Origin of the sequence: Arthrobacter alpinus (genome assembly GCF_900105965.1) — a bacterium.
Lineage (GTDB): Bacteria > Actinomycetota > Actinomycetes > Actinomycetales > Micrococcaceae > Specibacter > Specibacter alpinus.
In genome coordinates this window covers 2504875-2524748 of record NZ_FNTV01000001.1, presented here as the reverse complement: position 1 = coordinate 2524748, position 19874 = coordinate 2504875, and the positions used below count along the sequence as shown (strand labels likewise).

Below are 19874 nucleotides of genomic sequence, written 5' to 3'. Positions count from 1 at the left end.
AAAAGGTTGAATTCTTGCTGACAAGGATCAGCCTAGGATCCGTATTCTGGCATGGAAACCCGCGGACTTCAGGAAGTGAACAACATGCCGCCTCACACGGCATGTGGAGGAACTAGTCGATGAGGGAATCGTCGAATCCGTCGGATTCAGCGTCGTCCCTGTCATCTCCTGCCGGAGCGTGGTACGGGAGTTCAATGGCCATCGTGGCGCCACCGCCAGGGGTGTTTTCCAGGCGCACGGTACCCCCGTGGGAGGCCACAATGGCCGAAACGATGGCAAGCCCCAGTCCGCTTCCGCCGGTGTTCCGGTCACGAGAGGAATCCGCCCGGTAGAAACGCTCAAAGACCCGTGGAGCCTCTTCCTCGGAGATGCCCGGACCATGATCGCGAACCTTGATGACGGAGTACGTGCCGGCACCTTCGGTGCGGGTGCCCACCATGATCTCGATCGGGGATCCTTCGGGGGTGTAACGCAGCGCGTTTCCCATCAAGTTGGTCACCACCTGGCGCAACTTGGCATCGTCGCCGAGGCTTGGCGCTGAGGTTCCGGGTCCGCCGTCGAGCCCCACAACGGCAAAGGTGCGGTCCCGAGCCGACGCCGTGGCATCCAGAACTGCGTCGTGACCGATGATCAACAAGTCCACCGGCTTGAGCTGAAGGGGCCGCTGCTCGTCGATGCGGGCCAGCATGAGCAGATCCTCAACGAGCTCTCCCATGCGTTTGGCTTCGCTCTCGATCCGACCCATGGCCGTACCAACATCTTCAGGAGTCTGCAGTGCGCCATGCCGGTACAGCTCGGAGAAACCGCGGATCGTCACGAGCGGCGTGCGCAGTTCATGCGAAGCGTCGGCAACAAAGCGGCGCATCTTCCTTTCGGACGCCGTCCGAGCCGCAAAAGCATGCTCAATGTGGGCAAGCATGGAGTTCAGGGACCCTGACAATCGTCCCACTTCCGTGGCCGGGTTCTCAATGTCCACGCGCCGGGACAAATCGCCGGCGGCAATGGCGGCGGCCGTTTTCTCCACCCGGCTCAACGGCCGGAATGATCGGGTAACCGTCCAGTACGCAATCATGGTTCCGAGCGTGATGGTCAGAATCGCCACTCCGGCAATCACCACCGCGAGCCGTTCCATTGTCAGATTCAGGGCTTCATAGGGGATTCCCACAACCACGAACCCTGTGTAGGTTTCGGCATTCAGGGAGCCGATTGCTGGCTTGTAGTCGAATCCTTGAGGAGCAAGAACGGTGATGCGCCAAGGGGCGCCGCCGTCACTGCTGGGTACAGTGAACGATGTGCCATTTAGCCTTTTGGCCTCCGCCATAGAGTAGGCGGGATAGGCGGGCTTGTCATGGCCCGAACGGTTCTGATCGGCCAACGAGCCATCGTCGAAGTGAAAACCTACATAGTAGTCAAAAGTGAACGGTGTCTGACCCGTACTTTTGGAATCAACCGTTCCGTGACTAATGATGGAATTTTGGAACGTTTTCAGCTGCGTATCCATCTGGTCTTCCAAGACGGAATGCAGCAAAAGAAACGTTGTGGCACCCAACGCCACCAGTGACACGCTCAACAGGGCGCTGATGATGGCCACCAGCTGAGAGCGCAGCGAGGCGTTTTTCCACAACGTAATCAATGTCGGTCCTGTGAGCTAGCGCTTGTCAGCCGTTCGCAGCACGTAGCCCACGCCCCGCTTGGTCTGGATGAGGGCTGGCAAGGTGGAATCAATGTCCACCTTGCGGCGCAGGTAAGAGATGTAGGACTCCACGATTGAGGCGTCGCCGTTGAAATCGTACTCCCACACGTGGTCAAGGATTTGCGCTTTGGACAACACCCGGTTGGGATTGAGCATGAGGTAGCGCAGCAGCTTGAACTCGGTGGGGGAGAGCTCCACGGTCTTGCCGGCGCGGCGCACCTCGTGGGCGTCGTCGTCGAGCTCCAGATCGGCAACGCGCAACACGGCGTCATCATCTTCCATGGGCTGGGTCCGGCGCAGGACGGCACGGATGCGGGCCACAACCTCGTCAAGGCTGAAGGGCTTGGTGACGTAGTCGTCGCCGCCCACCGTCAGGCCCGTGACCTTGTCCTCGGTGTCGTCGCGTGCTGTGAGGAACAGGACGGGGAAGTGCCGCCCCGCCGCGCGCAGCCGTCGTGTGACCGTGAACCCGTCCATGTCCGGGAGCATGACGTCCAGGACGGCAAGGTCAGGGTTGTGCTCCTCGGCCGCGGCCAGGGCATCGCGGCCGTTGGCTGCCGCAATGACCTCAAAACCTGCAAAGCGCAGGGAGGTGGAGAGCAGTTCACGAATATTGGGCTCGTCGTCAACAACAAGCAACTTGGCTTCAGGTGCGGTCTTTTTCACCATTTCAGTCTCCGACCATTGGCTGGGAATATGCTGGATATTCCGTGGGTAAGTACTGTCAGCTTACGCCCAGAGAGTTCCCAGCCACCAGTGTCGCCGGGTATGTAAGTGTGCGGAACGTGCCAAAATTTCGCAGCCAAGGAAGTGCCGGCTGGCGAAACCTTGATGGAAAGCGGTTTCCCAGATACTCTTGAGATTCATCGCCACTCGAGGCCGAAAGGTTCACCATGCCCTTGGCATTTTCAACGCTTGGATGCCCCGGAGATTCACTTGCCGAGGTCATCGCCACCGCACACGACAGCGGTGCCATTGGCCTTGAACTGCGCGCGGCGGAGGGCGAGTTTGTTCACTCGAGCATGACGGCCGCCGAGCGCGCTGAGGTTTCTCGCCAGCTCACTTCCGCCGGACTTTCAGTCCTTGCCCTGGCCAGCTATGTGAAAGTGTGTGCGCCCCTGCCTGAGCCGCCCGTGGCCACCTCGCCTACGGACGACGGCGGAGCTGCCGCCAGCCGCGGCAGCGTGGCCGCCTTCGCCACGGCGCAGGATCCGGTGCTCGCCGAGCTGTTGGCCGCCGTCGATCTTGCCGCGGATCTGTCAGCCGGGAACGGCGCTCTGGGGCAGACAGGCGCCGCCGTGCGCGTATTTCCAGGTGCCGGATTGGAAGCAGACTTGTCCGGCGAGGAGCTGTCTGTGGAGATGGCAGCGGCCGATCTGCGGGGTGCAGCTCGGCTCAATGCTGCCGCCGGGCATGCACGGACACGTGGCGTGACGCTCTTGTTGGAGACACATGATTCGCACCCTCGGGGCCAAGACATCGCCCGTATTTTGGCGCACGTTGACGCGGATGCGCCCGTGAAGGTTATTTGGGATTTCATGCATCCTTGGCGTCATGATGAGGCACCGGGGCGCACGGCTGAACTTTTGGCAGAATCCTTGGCCTACCCGCAATTCAAGGACGGTGTGCGCAATGCCGAAGGGAATGCGGTGACGCTCACCTTGCCGGGTGAAGGTGCCCTGCCGTTGGTAGAGATGCAGGCGCTGGCGACGCGCATCGCCACCGCACAGGGTATTGCAGATCCGTGGGTTTCCCTTGAATGGGAACGTACATGGCATCCGGAACTGCCGCCCGTGTCCGCTGCCCTGGCGGCGCTGAAAAACGTGCTCGCCTAAGGAAGATGAGAGTAGATCTCCACAGGTGCCAACAAGCCCGACCGGAAGGCGGCTATGAGGTTTTTCAAGGCCGACGAATCAACACCTACGGGTCCACCTGAGGAGATTGCCTTCTCCAGGAATTCAATGCCTTCTGCCAGCGGCTTCACTTCCTGGTCCACTTCAAACCCGGCTTGCGCCAGTGCGTCGCTGTAGGCCAGCGGCGGTTGAACGAACGAGGTGGCTGGTGTTGCCGCCCACGGGAGCGGGTACTGCTCAACTTCGCCACCCATGAGCATGACGTCGTACACGGCCATGATGCCGCCGGGTCGCACCACCCGAGCAGCCTCGGCAAACACCCTGTCCTTGTCTTGAATGTTCATCCCCACGTGCACCATGAGCGCCACATCGAAGGAGTTGTCCCCGAACGGCAATGACAGGATGCTGCCCTGGCTGAATGTGGCCAAGTTGGACAGGCCAGTGCGTTCTGTGAGGGAGCGGGCGGCAGTAACAAATTGCGGTGTCAGGTCCACTCCATGGACGGTGGCGCCAAAATCATGTGCCAAATGCCGGGCCACGCCGCCCGTTCCGGAACCCAGATCCACCACGTGGCTCCCGGCGTTGATGCCGGCCCGGGTGGCCACGCGGGTGGTGGCCGCTGCCCCTCCGATGTGGAGCTGGTCTGCACCGCGCAGATCGGCGGGCGCAAAGCTGTCTGGGTTTCCGCCGGCCGCCTTGATCATGCCTAACAAAGCATCCTCAACATTGCCGCGACTGTAGTGTGCTGCAACTGACTCTTCGGTGCTCATGACGCCTCCGTGTGCATGGACCCGCATTTGGTAAAAGGCGTTCGCGCACGCCCGTGAAGCCTCATTTTTTGATCCTACTCCGGACCGGCCGGCGGGGCACGCGGAACTTTAGTGATGCGGCGTTGGCCGAAAACGGACGGAAAGTGATGCGGCGTCTAGCCGGTGGCGTCCGTGATTCTGTAGGCGTAACCCTGTTCGGCCAGAAAGCGCTGGCGTTTGGCCGCAAAATCGGAATCCACCGTGTCCCGGGCAACAAGCGTATAGAAACGCGCTGTGCGGCCGTCGGCCTTGGGGCGCATGAGCCGCCCCAGCCGCTGAGCCTCCTCCTGACGTGAACCAAAGGCTCCCGACACCTGAATGGCAACAGAGGCCTCGGGCAGGTCGATGGAGAAGTTGGCTACCTTTGACACCACCAACACCGAAATGTTGCCACGCCGGAATTCCTCAAAGAGCCGCTCCCGCTCCTTGACAGGGGTGGTGCCCTTGATCAGTGGGGCATTGAGCCTCGCAGCCAAATCATCGAGCTGGTCGATGTATTGTCCAATGACCAAAATCTGCTCGTCGGGATGGGCCTCCACGAGTGCCTGGGCAACCACCGATTTCGCGGGGGAGGTGGCGCACAAACGGTACCGCCCGGCGTCGTCCGCGGTGGCATAGGCAAGCCGCTCCGCACGGGAAAGGGATACCCGAACCTCAACGCAGTCGGCCGGGGCAATGTAGCCCTGTGCCTCGATGTCCTTCCACGGCGCGTCATACCGTTTGGGCCCGATGAGTGCGAACACCTCGCCCTCGCGGCCGTCTTCGCGCACCAACGTGGCCGTCAGGCCCAGGCGGCGCCGAGCCTGCAGATCCGCCGTCATCCTGAAAATCGGTGCGGGCAGCAGATGGACCTCGTCATAGATCAGCAGCCCCCAATCGTTGGCATCGAGCAGCTCAAGGTGCGGGTATGCGCCGTTGCGGCGCGTGGTGAGTACCTGGTACGTGGCGATCGTGACCGGGCGGATCTCCTTGACGGCCCCCGAATATTCCCCAATCTCGGACTCCGTCAGGGTGGTCCGTTTGAGCAGCTCGGCTTTCCACTGCCGTGCCGAAAGGGTGTTGGTGACCAGGATCAGGGTGGTGGTGCCAGAGACGGCCATGGCTGCTGCGCCCACAATGGTTTTTCCTGCCCCACAGGGCAAAACCACCACGCCTGACCCGCCCGCCCAGAAGTTCTCCACGGCTGTGCGTTGGTAATCGCGCAGCGTCCACGTGCTTTCATCGTCGTTGAGGGCAATAGGGTGTGCCGTGCCGTCAACGTAACCGGCCAGATCCTCTGCGGGCCAGCTGGCCTTGAGCAACAGCTGTTTGAGCTCACCGCGGGCCGAGCCGTGCACAACGGCCGTCAGCGCATCGATCCGGGATCCCAGCAGTGCCCCGATCTTCTTTACGTGCAGCACCTCGGTCAGAATCAACTCGTCGTCGCTGCGCAACACCAGGCCATGGTGCGGGTCCTTTTCCAGCCGCAGGCGGCCGTAACGGGCCATGATTTCAACAATGTCCAGCAGCAGCGCGTGCGGCACGGCGTAGCGGGAAAACGTCAGCAGGGTGTCAACCACGTGCTCGGCGTCGAGCCCGGCGGCCCGGGCATTCCACAATCCCAGCGGCGTGATCCGGTAGCTGTGCATGTGCTCCGGAGCCCGTTCCAGCTCGGCAAAGGTGGCGATGGCATGGCGGGCCTCGGTTGAGTCCGGATGCGCCACTTCCAGCAATATGGTCTTGTCGCCCTGCACGATCAAGGGACCGTCAGCCATGTGGTGCCCCTTCCTGATCCTGTTCCGTTGTTTCTGTTGCCATGATTCGGTGGATACTGAACCGCCGCTCTCGATCCCCGAGCACGGTCCGGGCACGGAGCATTCCTGCCGCCAGCGACACAGGCCGCACCAGCACCCGCTCAACCTCGCCCTGCCCCGTCACGGCCCGCAACCATATGGCGGAGCCGGTCCGGACTGCCTGCCGCAATTCTTCCATGACCAGCGCGGGCCCCGATTCCCCAGTATCGCGCGCACCCCACGTTGGCTGGCTGCGCAAACGGGTGATCTGGGCCGCGATCTCGGCTTCGGTGGGGCCGGCGGGCCGGGAATGTACGACGCCGGGTCCCGGCTTGTGCCGCTTCCTCGCCTCCGGGCGGGGTGCTTGGGGAAGCAACGGCCCGGTTGCCTCGATGCGTATGGCCGCTGCGGTGATCAGGTAGTCAAGGGATTGTGGCACAGTTGTGCTGGAATGCGTGTTGAGGAACTCGCGGATTGAATGAGCCCGCATTCCGCTGGTCATGGCGGCCTCAAGCGAGTTTTGGCTGAAGCGGAAAATGCCAGCCGCGCCGTGACCCTCCGGCTCCGCCATGCGTCGCAAGCTGCTGGACACCTCAGGGGAGAGGAATCCCGGGGCAACAGCTGTGAGATCCCCTTGAACCACAAAGTGCTTGATGGGTGCCGGCAATAAGGCAGCCAGAGCGGTTGTCGTTGCCGGGGCACTAGTTGCGAGGGTGCCAACAGTGACGCCGGGGCGGGTGGCAGAAGCGGCACCGTCAAGTTCGGCCACCAGTGCCCGGCCCGGGGCGCTCGGGGACCCGGCTCCCGTAATGCCCAGAATCTCCATCTCGTGCAAGATCTCCGGAACGTGTTGGGCCAAGAAATCGATGTGGAGTGGATGCCGCCACCTCAGCAGATCCACGACGGACTCGGGCGCTGGCGCCACATGGTCCTTGCCGGCCAGTGCAAGGACGGCGGAGAGTGCCACACTGCGGATATGCACCGGGGCGATGGCACGCATGCCATCCAACGGATTACCGCCCGGACAATGGGTGCAGTGCAGCCACGCTCCTACGAGCCGCAGCCATTGTTCAGCCCTGTCTCTGTGGGGCCAACTATGGTCCGCAGCCCACCATTGCTGCTCTGCCGGGTGGAAGTGAATGAGCCGGGCCTCGGCCGCGAGCTCCAGGTAAAAACTCAGCCCCGATTCTTCAACCCCGAGGTCTTTTGACAGTTTCCGGACCGTCCGCACTCCAATCCGCCCGCCTCGAAGCGAATCAATCGGGGAGATGTAAACGTGCTCCATGAGGACGTTTACATGCCGCAGCAGTGATTCGATGGCACTGCCAGCGGCATTGTCACGCAGAACGCGGCTGACGGACATGAGCTGCGGCGCTGGTGGCTGAGATTCGAAGGCGCCAGATTCCAGTGCGAAGGCTTCGCCCAAGGCGAGCGTCACGGCCGTGACAGGCATGCAGCGGCGGGGATCGGCGTCGTCCGCCGACGATGGGGCGGCAATCACCAGCGCGAGCTCGTGGAGCGTGGGAAGACACTCGTGCCCCGGCGGGAAGGGCCAGCGAGCCAGGGTCTGAAGTGCTGGAAGGTTCAGGCTTTCAAGCGCCAGGGAGATGCTGTGTGCCGAGGTCAGGCGCGTTGCGAGATCGGCGAGGTTGGCCACCGGCGGCGACATGGCATCCGGGCGCCGAACCAACAGGCGCGCAAGCTGGGCGTCGGAGCGCCGGGCCAAATCCTCGGCGAACTCGGCGAGGGTGCTCATCGACGCGGACGTCAGAGTCGGCGTCGGGCTGTCACCGAATGCAGAACGCTGGCGCCCATCATCAGGAAAGCCAGCGGCAGGGCAATCATGGAGATCCAGTTGAATCCGGGCCACGGTGTGCCGCCAGCCCACTTGCTGATCAGAACCACAATCAGGGCCACGAGGGCCACCAGGGCCATGATCATGGCTGTGTAATTGAAGATCTGCCAACCGCGGCCGACGGTTTGCGGGGCGGAATAAAGGGGACTCATGCCATAACGCTAACAGCGGACAGTTTCAGCACAAAGCCGCGGTACCCTGGCCAACACGGTAACCTAGACACTAGTAGAGCTATACGATCCGCCATTGCACGTACCGGCCGCAAGATTCCCGGCCGCGAGTACGGCGAAGAGCAGCCACACAGCAGGATCGTGAATCACGCCAACGACTTTTAAAGGGGTAATGCAAGTGCCAATCGGCAAAGTGAAGTGGTACGACAACGAAAAAGGCTTCGGCATCATCGCAGCAGATGACGGACGCGAAGTATTCCTGCGCGCCAATGCCCTGCCCGCCGACGCAACCGACATCAAGCCCGGCATGCGCATGGAATTCGGCGTGGCCGATGGCCGCAAGGGTGCCCAGGCCATGGCTGCGAAGATTCTTGACCGCAGCGCATCCGTGGCCAAGGCCAAGCGGATGCCGGCCAGGGACCTGGCCCCGATTGTGCAGGATCTCGTTTCCCTTCTGGAACACTCCATAGGGTCCCTTAACAACGGCAAGTATCCTGACGGTGACGCGAGCAAGATTGCCGCAGCGCTGCGCAAGGTTGCCGACAACTTCGACGCGTAACGGTGCCCAACATGACCGAACTTTCCGGTGAATCAACCTCACCCACCGCGTCAACCGATGCACCAGTTGCTGGTGCTGCGGTTGATCAGCGCCCCGGCATTCCCGTTTGGCGTGTGGGCAAGCCCGATGCATTCCTGGCCGCCGAGGTGACGGCTGCCCGCACTGCCGTGTTGACCATTGCTGCCGGAGAAGAGATCGGCAAGCATGTGGGGGTCCGTAGTGAGGGCGTCCGCTGCGCAACGCATTTGTTTGAGTCCAACAAGCCCGGGTACCGCGGCTGGGTGTGGTTCGCCACGCTCTCGCGGATCTCCCGTGGCAAGGAGGCAACCGTGAACGAGGTAGGCATGTTGCCGACCGAGGATTCCGTGCTGGCCCCGGCTTGGGTTCCGTGGTCTGAACGGGTCCGACCCGAGGATCAGCAGGCAGCCGATGAAGCGGCAAACCATGGCGTCCATGGGGACTCGAACGCGCAGGAGTCGGCTCAGGAAGAGCCCGACGGCGAGGATGACGACGCTGCTGACACCGACTTGACCGCCGGGGCAGCCGAGCTGCCACAGGGCGAGGAATCCGCGGAGTCGAATTAGACATCTATCAGGCCTGACCGCCTTATGAGTAAGGGCCGCTTCCCAACCGGGAAGCGGCCCTTACTCATGGGGTGCTAGATGTTCTCAATCACGTAGTCGATGCACTTGGTCAGTGCTGTGATGTCATCGGGTTCGATGGCAACGAACGTTGCGATGCGCAGCTGGTTGCGGCCCAGCTTGCGGTAGGGCTCGGTGTCAACGATGCCGTTGGCGCGCAGCACCTTGGCAACGGCAGCGGCATCAACGGAATCATCGAAGTCGATGGTGCAAATGACGTTTGAGCGATCCTCTGCCCTAACCACGTAAGGGCTGGCGACGGCGGATTCCTCGGCCCAGGAGTACACGCGCCCTGCGGAATCAGCGGTGCGGGCCGAGGCAAAGTCGATACCGCCATTGTGGTTGAGCCACTGGACCTGGTTGTTCAAGGTGACCAGCGTGGACAGAGCCGGAGTGTTGTAGGTCTGGTTGAGCAGGGAGTTGTCAATGGCCGTGTTCAGGTTCAGGAAGTCCGGCACCCAGCGGTTGGAGGCACCGATGCGCTTGGCGCGTTCCAGCGCAGCGGGGGAGAACAGTCCAAGCCACAGCCCGCCGTCGGACGCAAAGTTCTTCTGTGGCGCGAAGTAGTAAACGTCGCTCTCGCTTACGTCTACAGCCAAACCACCAGCGGCAGACGTCGCATCGATCAAAACCAGGGCGCCGTCGTCGGCCCCGGCTACCCGCTTTACCGGAGCAGCCACGCCAGTTGAGGTCTCGTTCTGCGGCCAGGCGTAAGCATCCACGCCGGCTTCGGCCACGGCGACCGGGCGGGTGCCGGGATCGGCCTTGATGATGGACGAGGCGTCCAGGAACGGTGCGTTGTTGGTGGCAGCAGCAAACTTGGAGCCGAACTCACCAAAGGAGAGGTGCTGGGCCTTCTTCTCAACCAGGCCGAACGTTGCAACGTCCCAGAACGCGGTGGATCCGCCCACGCCCAAGATCACTTCGTAGCCTTCGGGAGCCTTGAAGAACTCCTTCAGGCCCGTGCGAATGTCACCCACAAGGTTCTTGACGGGCGCCTGGCGGTGGGAGGTGCCCAAGAGGGATGCGCCTGCCTCGGACAGTGCGGCTACCTGCTCGGCGCGAACCTTGGACGGGCCGGCGCCAAAGCGGCCATCGGCCGGAAGCAGGTTGGCGGGAATGGTGAGGGGCGTGGATTCGCTCACGAGTTACTCCAAAAATTATGCGATGGAAGTTTCATTGGTTGCCGAGGGCTGTTGCCAATTCTGCCGTACATCCCGGCCTAGGGGAAAAGCGTCCGTACCGTAAGAAATATTCTGCCCGGGCGGCAGGTTCAACTAGGTGGCGGGGTTTACCCGGATCGCGGCAATCAGGATAACGTAGACGTAAAGGTCTTTGTACCCAAAACTTGCCCAAAAACAGGAGGATGCTGACGTGGCTGACTTGATAGACACGACCGAGATGTATTTGCGGACCATCCTGGAGTTGGAAGAAGAAAACATCGTTGCCCTACGCGCCCGTATCGCGGAGCGCCTGCACCATTCCGGGCCCACTGTTTCTCAAACCATCGGCCGGATGGAACGTGACGGCCTGGTCATCGTCTCAGGCGACCGGCACCTGGAATTGACTCCTACTGGCCGCGACAAGGCCACTCGGGTCATGCGAAAGCACAGGCTGGCCGAGCGCCTCCTCTCCGACGTCATCGGCCTCGATTGGGCCTATGTGCACGAGGAAGCCTGCCGCTGGGAACATGTCATGAGTGAGCGCGTTGAACAACGTCTTTTCGATCTCCTCGGCAAGCCCGCAGAGTCTCCCTACGGCAATCCGATTCCCGGGCTCGAAGAGCTTGGTGGGGAAATTTCGCCGCTATTTGCTGCGGGATTGGTCACACTGGTTGAGGCCATGACGAGCTATGCGCCGGGCCAGGAAGTCATCATCCACCGCTTGTCCGAACGTATTCAGGTTGAGCCTGAATTGCTGCTGCAGCTCGATGAGGGCGGCTTGCGCCCGGGTGCCCGAATTTCCCTAGAACAAGTGGGAGAGTACATCTCCGTGCGTGTGCCGGGCATCGAAGGGGCGCTGGAATTGCCGCCCGAAGTTGCCTCGCATGTTTTCGTCTCCATGAGCTAATCACGGCGCTCACTCGGCTAGCTCGTGATGACATTCAGTTATCGACAATACTGGTAACGGAATTATCACGTTTACCGCATGTGCCGTATAGTAAACAAATAGCGCCGTAATCAAAGCGTTACCATTTTGCGACACCGAACCTTGCCTTCGCACAATGGTCAATAAATAACAGGCAAGGGCGGGGGAACCACTTTTGGCTAGCCATATGGCCAGTCTTGGGGTGAAGCCCAATCTCTTAAGCATCACGACGTCGTGACGCTTTCCATCGGAAAGCGCCATGGATAGACGTGTGCCAAGAGCCTGGGCCGGATCAAAAGCTACACTCTCTGATCCGAATCCGACAGCTAACTCCGCAGGTGAACCACAGAGAGGTAATTAGTGTCAGAGGATAAACAGCGGGGCCGCCGCCGTGCGTCGTCGCAGGCAACTCATGAGCTTGCTGCTCATGCAGGCAGCCGCCGCGAAGCTCTTGCAGCAGAGCGTGCAAATTCAGTTCCCAGTCTTTCCATGGCCGCACTTATGCGTGCAGGTGCCGCCAGCGGTGCCGGGCAAAAAGTCGGCGTAGCCATGGCTGCCACCGGTTTGGTCTTGGCAGTGACCCTGCCGACCGGCCAAGCCGCGGAAACCCCCAGTATTCAGGCCGCTTCGGCGTCCTCGGTTGAGACCGTTGTTAGCGCAGCGGCCGAAATCCCCATCACTTTCGCTTCCCCGCAGCTTGGCAGCTCCTTGAACCCGGATGGCCAGCTGAAGGAAACATTGAAGGTTGAAGCCTCCAATGTCGCACCGGCAGCCGCCAAGGGAACCCTCTCGGCTCCGCTGAAGAATCTGGTCCCCAGCTCACCCTTCGGTGACCGGATCAGCCCCATTACGGGCCAGGTGGATGAACACCACACCGGCCAGGACTTTGCCATCGCCAGCGGCACCGATGTCCTCGCAGCCGCCAGTGGAACCGTCACCTTCTCGGGCTGGCACACCTACGGTGGAGGCAACCGCGTGGTCGTGGACCACGGTAACGGCCTCTCAACGTCGTACAACCACATGAGCAGCAATGCCGTCAAGGTTGGCCAAAAGGTTGAACGTGGCGAGCTGGTAGGCTTTAGCGGCTCCACGGGAGCCTCCACGGGCCCCCACCTGCACTTTGAAGTGATTGTCGACGACGAGACCGTCGACCCCCTCGGCTGGCTTTAACTCCTCCACAACCCACTTTTAGTTACGGATAAGTCACAAGACCGTGACCTGAACGTGACATTGAGAAAAATCTGTTGTAGATTCGTAATCGCGTCAACTTCGAATCAAGTCGACGCCCATGCGCAGATTGCCTAGCTCTGCCACTGCCCATGGTCCGTTCGTATCAATCGTCTGGCAGGGGCGGGGGAACCAATTATCGGTTTGAGCGCATTGCGCGAAGACCTTGGGGTGAAGCCGCGAAGCGTTAGTTCACGCGGAGGAAGAAATTCCTTCGCTGTTCAAATGTGGAGCGGCCGGGTGACTCCCATCCGAATCCGACAGCTTACCTCGCAGGCATTGGGAGAGGAAACCTTCTTGGCTTCAAATATTGCTCTTGGGCGCCACCGCGCCGAGGTTGCTAAGACCAGTCCGATCTCCACCCTCACGAAAGCCGTCAGTTCCAATGTCGGTGGGGTTGGTCGTCAGGCAGCTGTTATCGCAGCAGCATCTGGTCTGGTTCTGACATCCGGTATCGCAGCAAACGCGGCTACTCCCACTGTGGAGCGAGCTTCTGATGGTGCTACCACGCTGAACTTGAACACGGAACTCGCTTCCAACATCACGGCAGCGTCCACGGTGAAGATTTCCTTCGCTACCCCCGCAATCACCTCCACCCCGGCTGTTGTTGAAGCGCCGGCAGTTGTAGAGGCCCAGAGCAGCGATGTCGCTCCCGCCGCAGAAGTTGCCGCACCGGTAGCCGAAGTAGCAGTAGCCGCAGCTCCTACAGTCACCACAAGCACCCCCGAGGTTGCTGCCAAGCCTGCAGTTGCAAGCGGAATTGGTGCCACAATCGCCAGCGCTGCCTTGTCGCAGATTGGCGTTGCCCAGGACTGCACCGCACTTGCGAGCAACTCCTTGGCCGCTGCTGGAATTAACTTCCACGACTGGCCCGCTGGCTACCTGAGCCTGGGCCGCACGGTTTCCCAGAGCGAAGCTCAGCCCGGCGACTTGATCTACTACGCAGACGGCGGCATGGGCATGGCTCACATCGCTGTTTACATTGGCAACGGCCAGGCCGTACACGGTGGATGGGGTGGCGGCACAACCGCAATCTTCTCCTCCAACGTCGGTTCAGGTCCCGTTTTCATTGCGATGGGTCACTAAGAACGTTTTTACCCAATGAACCCCGTCCTTGGACGGGGTTCATTTATTTAATCTGTACGCCGCAGGTCCAGCTTGGATTCCAGGGCGGCAGGGCAAGGGTGCAGTGTGAACAATGACGTCGCTATTGTGGCCTTTTGTCTGGGACGTCCAGTGCCCAGAGATAATATGTCATTCATGAACACTCTCCTTGGATCTGCGTGCAGGCCGTAATTCTGGCCGGCGGGCAATCTCGTCGACTCGGCGGTGTGCCCAAGGCCGGGCTTTTGTTGGACGGACAAACGCTCCTGGCCCGCACCGTAGACGCGGCCGCAAGAGTTCTCGCGTCAGCAACCACGGCGGACGGCGACCGAACCCGCAGTGGCCGCATCGCCGTCGTTGGCCCCCACCAGAGCATCAACGGTTGGCTCGGGACGGCCACAAGCCGCGCTGATGTGGTGACAGTGCAGGAAGATCCACCCTTTGCAGGCCCGGCGGCCGGCATCGCTGCCGGAGTGTCAGCATTGGCGGACAGTGGGGACTACGTCCTTGTCCTTGCGTGCGATATGCCGCACGCTGAGGCCCTGGCAGAGCTGTTGGTACTGGAATTGGGCAGCTGTGGGCCGGGTGAGGGCGTCATGGCTGTGTCCGACGGCAGGATGCAGCCATTGGCCGCGATTTACCCGCAGGCGCTGTTGCAAGGTGCTGTGGAAGCGGCACGGGCGGCGCACCGCTTGGAGAACGCATCGGTTTTCTCCCTGATTGCTAATGTGGCAACCAAGGAATGTGCCGTGCCGTCTGGGCTGGCGGCCGACATAGACACCTGGGCGGATGCCCGCGAGCAAGGATTGCGCGCGGGGCCGGCCGATGCGGAAGGACAGCAATTGGAAAATCAAGACGAGGTTTTACAGGCATGGACACAGAAGCTCCTTGCGGCCTTTGAAATTGCCGACATTGAAGTGGATGTTGATGCCGTGCTGAAGCTGGCCGGTGTGGCCGCGCATTCGATCGTGCGCCCGGCTGCTCCAGTGACCACTTTTGTGGCCGGACTTGCGGCCGGACTCGCCGCCGGCATGGGACAGACCAGCGAAGCCACAGCCATGGCAGCGGCGTTGGGCATGGCCAAGGCGCTGGCCGCGGCGGAAGCTGCCGATCAACCGCCCACCCCGGGTTCCGCAGCCCCCGCCGGGAACTAACACTTCATGGTGACCGCCGCCGGCACGGATCCAGCTGAGGATTCACAGGCCGTTATGGCACCCGAGAGCGCGGCCAAGACTCTTCCCCACACGTGGGACGAGGCGCGTGAGCGTGCCTGGGAGGTGGCGCTGCCGCTGCCGGCACATGTGGTTCCGCTGGCGACTGCCCTGGGACGCATCCTTGCCGAGGACGTCTTCTCGCGCCTGGCCATGCCACACTATGCGTCTTCCGCCATGGACGGGTGGGCCGTTGCGGGCAGTCCGCCGTGGATTTTGGCCGAACCTGGCGCCAAACTTAGCCCAGGTCAAGCCGTGCCAATCGTCACGGGCGGACTCATTCCACCGGGCGCCAAATCGGTCTTGCGTAGCGAGTCAGGGGTCATTTCCACGGACGACGACGGCTTACCTGTTCTGGTGCTTGGCGGAGCCGCACGCCCCGGGGAGCCGAAAAACGGCCAACACATCCGCCCGGTCGGCCAGGAGGCGGCGGCGGAAGAATTGTTGATCAAGGCCGGCACGGTTCTAAACCCGGCACATATTTCCCTGGCCGCCTTGGGCGCCATGGACGAGCTAAGGGTTCTCGGGAAACCAGCCGTGAAGCTGGTGTTGACCGGTGATGAAGTTGTGGCCTCCGGCGTCCCCGAGCCAGGATTTGTTCGTGACGCGTTTTCGCCCCAACTCGGTTCCATGGTGGCCATGATGGGAGGATCCGTGGTGGGACTTCAACGCGCAGCCGACAACCTCACCTCGATGCTTGATGCCTTGGAAGATGACGAGGATGATCCAGCCGACGTCGTCATCACCACCGGAGCCACAGGACACTCGAGTTCCGATTTCTTGCGTGAAGCCATCACGGCATTGGGCGGAACCCTGCATATTTCGCACATTGCCATGCGCCCGGGCCACCCCACACTTCTGGCGGAGCTGCCCGACGGCCGCTTCATCCTGGGCCTGCCAGGCAATCCGCTCGCCGCGATCGTGGGGCTCATGACTCTTGGGGCCCCACTGCTCGCCAAATTGGGCAGCCTGCCCCGCCCCGCAACCACGGAGGTGGCGTGTGGCAGCCCCATCAAGGAATATCACGGACCCACACGCATCATGCCGTACCGGCTGGTCTATGGGCTGGCATCCCCTTGTGCTTACACGGATTCGGCCATGATGCGCGGGCTGGCAGCGGCCGACGGCGTCATGGTGGTCCCGCCGCACGGCACGAAAATGGGGGAGACCCTCACCGCCATGCCCCTGCCCTGGAACTAAAGCGCTCGAGTGGGCAGATAATGCTGTTTTGATTGCTCAGAACGACATTATCTGCCCACTGACCCGCGGGTCTAGGCCACGGGCTCGAGCCGTATCACCACAGACTTCGAGGTGGGGGTGCCGCTGATATCTGCCGTGGAGTCAAGCGGCACCAAGACATTGGTTTCTGGGTAATAAGCGGCCGCGCAACCTACGGGCGTTGAGTAGGCCACCACCCTGAAATCTGGCGCCCGGCGGTCTACACCGTCCCTCCACTCGGAGACGAGATCCACCATGGCGCCTTCGGCAATGCCGAGGGAGTCCATATCCGTCTGGTTTACGAACACCACGCGTCGGCCGTTCTTGATGCCACGGTACCGATCATCCTTGCCGTAAATGGTGGTGTTGTACTGATCGTGCGAGCGCAAGGTTTGCAGCAGTAAACGCCCCGCCGGCACCTTCGGGTATTCCAGCACGTTGGCCGTGAAATGTGCCAGCCCCGACGCTGTGGAGAAGGACCTTGAATCTCGGGGCCCGTGAGGCAAGACAAAGCCGCCGGGCTGGTCGATCTTCGCTTCGAAGTCCGCAAATCCCGGGACCACGGCGGCAATGTGGGAACGGATCAGGCTGTAGTCGCCCGCCAAGGCATCCCAGTCGGCAACCGGCGCGCCCGGGCGGGTTCCGCCGTCGTCCGTCTCAAAGAGCAACTTGGCCAGGCGGGCCACAATGGCCACCTCGGATAACAAATTACTCGAGGCCGGGGCCAGCCGCCCGCGCGAGGCATGGACAGCGCTCATGGAATCTTCCACGGTGACGCGCTGGTCGCCGCCAGCCTGGGTATCCCGTTCGGTTCTGCCAAGGGTTGGCAAGATCAGTGCCTGACGGCCAGTGATCAGATGGGACTTGTTCAGCTTCGTTGAGATCTGGGCCGTGAGGGAAAGCTTGTTCAGTGCAGCCTCCGTGACGGAAGAATCCGGGGTAGCGCGCACAAAATTGCCGCCCATGCCAAGGAAAACACCGGCCTTGCCATCGCGCATCGCTGAGATGGCGGCGACCGTATCGAAGCCGTGCGGGCGAGGGGAAGCAAAGGAAAACTCACGATCAAGGGCGTCATGGAAGGCGGCGGGCATGCGCTCAAAGATGCCCATGGTGCGATCGCCCTGGACATTGGAGTGGCCGCGCACCGGGCACACGCCGGCGCCGGGCTTGCCAATATTGCCCTGGAGCAACAGTACGTTGACCACGTCGCGAAGAGTCGAAACGGAGTGTTTGTGCTGCGTCAGGCCCATGGCCCAGCAGACAACAGTGGCCTTGGACGCCAGCAGCTTCTCGCCGGTGCTGCGGATCTGAGCCTCGGTGAGCCCAGTGGCAATGACAATTTCCTCCCACGTGACCGCCCCAAGCTGCGCCAAATACTCGCCGAGGCCTGTCGTGTGGGACTCGATGAAGGCAGTATCAAACACGCGTCCGGCATGGGCGGATCCTGGACGGCGTTGTTCCTCGAGCAGGAACTTGCCCAAACCCTGGAACAGCGCCTGGTCGCCGCCGAGCTTGATCTGCAGGAAGTCGTCGGCCAATGCCGTGCCGCCGCCCACCATGCCACGCACGGTCTGAGGGTTCTCAAAACGCATCAGCCCGGCCTCGGGGAGCGGATTGATGGCAACGATCACGGCACCGTTCTTCTTGGCTCTCTCCAGCGCGCTGAGCATGCGCGGATGGTTCGTGCCAGGGTTCTGTCCGGCGATCAGGATGAGCTCAGCATGGTGAATGTCGTCAAGGGAGACAGAGCCCTTGCCGATGCCGATGGTCTCAGTCAGCGCGGATCCACTCGACTCATGGCACATATTGGAGCAGTCGGGCAGGTTGTTGGTGCCGAGCCCGCGCACCAGGAGCTGGTACAGGAACGCCGCCTCGTTGGAGGTGCGCCCGGAGGTGTAGAAAATGGCTTCGTTGGGGTCCTTCAATGCCAGCAGTTCATCAGCCAGGATGCCCAGCGCGCGATCCCAGGAGACTGGGACGTAGTGATCGCTGCCCTCGGCAAGGAACATGGGATCCGTCAACCGCCCCTGTTGCCCCAGCCGGTAATCGTCCCAACCGCGGAGCTCGCTGACGCTGTTTTCGGCAAAGAACGACGGCGGCACGCGTAGCTTGGTGGCTTCCTCGGCTACCGCCTTGGCCCCGTTCTCGCAGAACTCAGCCTTGTGGCGTTTCTCTTCTTCTGGCCAGGCACAGCCGGGGCAATCGAAACCATCTTTTTGATTGATCTGCAGCAAGGCCTGTGCCGAGCGGACAACGCCCATCTGATTGAAGGAGACCTCCAAAGCGTGCACAACGCCGGGAATGCCCACGGCAGTTTTCTTCACCGGTCCAACGGAAAGTTGGCTCTCATCAATGTTTTCGCGGGGCGCCTTGCCAGCCATGATCGTTCCCTTCAGCGTGAAGCATCTAGTCTGATCCTAGACGTATTGCTTCTTTTGGAGGATTGCATGGGACGACTGGTCCAACGGGTTAAAGCTACGAAGATTGATGTCGCAGGGGCGCGCCGGGTGGTGCGTGAGGAAGCGCTGGCCGTGGAAGAGCCACTGGAAATCCGGCTGGGGCACGAATCCTTTAGCGTCACGATGCGCACACCTGGCGACGATTTTGATTTGGTGGCAGGATTCCTGCTGTCCGAAGGCATCATCCACGAGCCTGAGCAGCTGATTTCCCTCCGCTTCTGTGCCGGAGAGGACGAGAACGGGAGGCAGACTTTTAACGTGGTTGAGGCGCAGCTGCGTCCCGATGTCACGCCGCCGGCCCCTGCTGCGCAACGGCACGTCACCACATCAAGCGCGTGCGGAATTTGCGGGACCGCCTCCATTGATGCCGTGCAGAAGTCCTCACACTTCCACATGGCCACGGCGGTCGATGAGCCGTTGATCGAGGCTGCCGTGCTGGCGGCGCTGCCCGATTCCCTGCGCCAACAGCAGAAGCTTTTTGAAAAAACCGGTGGCGTTCACGCGGCCGGATTGTTCTCACCCGAAGGGGAACTGCTTCTGGTGCGTGAGGATGTGGGGCGGCACAACGCCGTGGACAAGGTCCTCGGATCCGCATTCCGTGAGAAGCAACTTCCCCTATCCACAACTGTCCTGCAGGTCTCCGGACGGGCTTCGTTTGAGCTCGTTCAAAAGGCTGCGATGGCAGGGGTGCCAATCCTCGCGGCCGTAAGTGCGCCGTCGTCCCTGGCTGTTGAGCTGGCCCACAGCACCGGTGTCACGCTGGTGGGCTTCAGCCGTGGGAACACCATGAATGTGTACACACACGCAGGAAGGGTTGGCTAGTCGCCGGACTCGGCATACTGGCGGATCTCATCCACTGAAGGTGTGATGGTCAAGCCGACGGCGTCCGGGCGGAGCCCTTCTTCCTCAGCTCCCTCAGCGAAGACGTAGAAGGACACTGAGATGCTGCCCCTGGTGTCGCCCGAAGCAGCAGCGAAGGTGCGCAGAGAATCGTCCAAGACCGTTTGCAGATCGGCGTCGGTGGACGCCGTGATGCGCACATTGATGCGGGTGCTCACACCTGCGCTGTTGTTGTATTCCGTGGCTGTGGAGACCACGCCGGGAACTTTGCCAAGGGCCGCATCCATATCCTTGGCAAATGACGCGCCACCACCGCAGCTGGCCAGAAGCATTGCAAAGAGTCCCATAATAAGAACCATACTTAGTCTGCGGGTC

Annotated in this window: 18 protein-coding genes and 2 riboswitches; of the genes, 9 read left to right on the top strand and 9 right to left on the bottom strand. The window is 61.6% G+C overall.

Annotated elements, in window-relative coordinates:
• Positions 1-112: 112 nt before the first annotated feature.
• Positions 113-1633, bottom strand: coding sequence for a sensor histidine kinase (locus BLV41_RS11535; RefSeq protein ID WP_074711746.1), 1521 nt, complete (start codon positions 1631-1633; stop codon positions 113-115).
• Between the two features lie 15 nt (positions 1634-1648).
• Positions 1649-2359: a response regulator transcription factor gene (locus BLV41_RS11530; protein WP_044577210.1), complete on the bottom strand. Its 711-nt coding sequence runs from the start codon at positions 2357-2359 to the stop codon at positions 1649-1651.
• A 227-nt stretch (positions 2360-2586) separates the two neighbouring features.
• Between BLV41_RS11530 and BLV41_RS11525 the strand changes: the two genes are divergently transcribed.
• Positions 2587-3528: a sugar phosphate isomerase/epimerase family protein gene (locus tag BLV41_RS11525; protein ID WP_074711744.1), complete on the top strand. Its 942-nt coding sequence runs from the start codon at positions 2587-2589 to the stop codon at positions 3526-3528.
• Here BLV41_RS11525 and BLV41_RS11520 read toward each other — a convergent pair.
• The 4 genes from BLV41_RS11520 to BLV41_RS11505 form a co-directional block, all read right to left on the bottom strand.
• Positions 3525-4316: a class I SAM-dependent methyltransferase gene (locus BLV41_RS11520; RefSeq protein ID WP_074713277.1), complete on the bottom strand. Its 792-nt coding sequence runs from the start codon at positions 4314-4316 to the stop codon at positions 3525-3527. The genes BLV41_RS11525 and BLV41_RS11520 overlap by 4 nt on opposite strands.
• Positions 4317-4471: 155 nt before the next feature.
• Positions 4472-6109, bottom strand: coding sequence for a DNA repair helicase XPB (locus tag BLV41_RS11515; protein WP_074711743.1), 1638 nt, complete (start codon positions 6107-6109; stop codon positions 4472-4474).
• Positions 6102-7883 (bottom strand): helicase-associated domain-containing protein, encoded by a 1782-nt coding sequence (locus BLV41_RS11510; protein WP_074711742.1) that lies wholly within the window; start codon positions 7881-7883, stop codon positions 6102-6104. The genes BLV41_RS11515 and BLV41_RS11510 overlap by 8 nt, the downstream gene beginning before the upstream one ends.
• 11 nt (positions 7884-7894) lie before the next feature.
• Positions 7895-8134 carry a hypothetical protein gene (locus BLV41_RS11505; RefSeq protein WP_044576924.1) on the bottom strand — a complete coding sequence of 80 codons (240 nt, stop codon included), beginning with the start codon at positions 8132-8134 and terminating at the stop codon, positions 7895-7897.
• A 196-nt stretch (positions 8135-8330) separates the two neighbouring features.
• Here BLV41_RS11505 and BLV41_RS11500 point away from each other — a divergent pair, with 196 nt between their 5' ends.
• Positions 8331-8711: a cold-shock protein gene (locus tag BLV41_RS11500; RefSeq protein WP_044577215.1), complete on the top strand. Its 381-nt coding sequence runs from the start codon at positions 8331-8333 to the stop codon at positions 8709-8711.
• Between the two features lie 11 nt (positions 8712-8722).
• Complete coding sequence (locus BLV41_RS11495) at positions 8723-9295, top strand: DUF3027 domain-containing protein (protein WP_074713276.1); 573 nt, start codon at positions 8723-8725, stop codon at positions 9293-9295.
• A gap of 74 nt (positions 9296-9369) precedes the next feature.
• On the opposite strand, the gene serC is transcribed toward BLV41_RS11495, so the two are convergent.
• Positions 9370-10497, bottom strand: a complete 1128-nt coding sequence (gene serC / locus BLV41_RS11490; protein ID WP_074711741.1) for a phosphoserine transaminase — start codon at positions 10495-10497, stop codon at positions 9370-9372.
• A 229-nt stretch (positions 10498-10726) separates the two neighbouring features.
• On the opposite strand from serC, the gene BLV41_RS11485 reads away from it, so the two are divergent.
• From BLV41_RS11485 to BLV41_RS11465, 5 genes are all read left to right on the top strand, one after another.
• Complete coding sequence (locus BLV41_RS11485) at positions 10727-11422, top strand: iron-dependent transcriptional repressor DtxR (protein WP_044576929.1); 696 nt, start codon at positions 10727-10729, stop codon at positions 11420-11422.
• Positions 11423-11545: 123 nt separating this feature from the next.
• Positions 11546-11796, top strand: a riboswitch (cyclic di-AMP (ydaO/yuaA leader).
• 4 nt (positions 11797-11800) lie between these two features.
• Entirely contained in the window at positions 11801-12610 is an 810-nt protein-coding gene (locus tag BLV41_RS11480; protein ID WP_083360738.1) for a M23 family metallopeptidase, read from the top strand.
• 134 nt (positions 12611-12744) lie between these two features.
• Positions 12745-12960, top strand: a riboswitch (cyclic di-AMP (ydaO/yuaA leader).
• A gap of 4 nt (positions 12961-12964) precedes the next feature.
• On the top strand, positions 12965-13753 hold the full coding sequence (locus BLV41_RS11475) for an NlpC/P60 family protein (RefSeq protein ID WP_074713274.1): 789 nt from the start codon (positions 12965-12967) through the stop codon (positions 13751-13753).
• Between the two features lie 197 nt (positions 13754-13950).
• Positions 13951-14925 carry an NTP transferase domain-containing protein gene (locus BLV41_RS11470; RefSeq protein ID WP_244516866.1) on the top strand — a complete coding sequence of 325 codons (975 nt, stop codon included), beginning with the start codon at positions 13951-13953 and terminating at the stop codon, positions 14923-14925.
• A 6-nt stretch (positions 14926-14931) separates the two neighbouring features.
• Positions 14932-16182, top strand: coding sequence for a molybdopterin molybdotransferase MoeA (locus tag BLV41_RS11465; RefSeq protein ID WP_074711739.1), 1251 nt, complete (start codon positions 14932-14934; stop codon positions 16180-16182).
• Positions 16183-16253: 71 nt separating this feature from the next.
• Here the strand turns inward: BLV41_RS11465 and BLV41_RS11460 are convergent, their stop codons facing one another.
• Positions 16254-18581 carry an FdhF/YdeP family oxidoreductase gene (locus tag BLV41_RS11460; protein ID WP_074711738.1) on the bottom strand — a complete coding sequence of 776 codons (2328 nt, stop codon included), beginning with the start codon at positions 18579-18581 and terminating at the stop codon, positions 16254-16256.
• A 66-nt stretch (positions 18582-18647) separates the two neighbouring features.
• On the opposite strand from BLV41_RS11460, the gene fdhD reads away from it, so the two are divergent.
• Positions 18648-19481, top strand: a complete 834-nt coding sequence (fdhD, locus tag BLV41_RS11455) for a formate dehydrogenase accessory sulfurtransferase FdhD (protein ID WP_074711737.1) — start codon at positions 18648-18650, stop codon at positions 19479-19481.
• Here the strand turns inward: fdhD and BLV41_RS11450 are convergent.
• Positions 19478-19846, bottom strand: a complete 369-nt coding sequence (locus BLV41_RS11450) for a hypothetical protein (protein ID WP_139244307.1) — start codon at positions 19844-19846, stop codon at positions 19478-19480. The genes fdhD and BLV41_RS11450 overlap by 4 nt on opposite strands.
• Between the last annotated feature and the right edge of the window lie 28 nt (positions 19847-19874).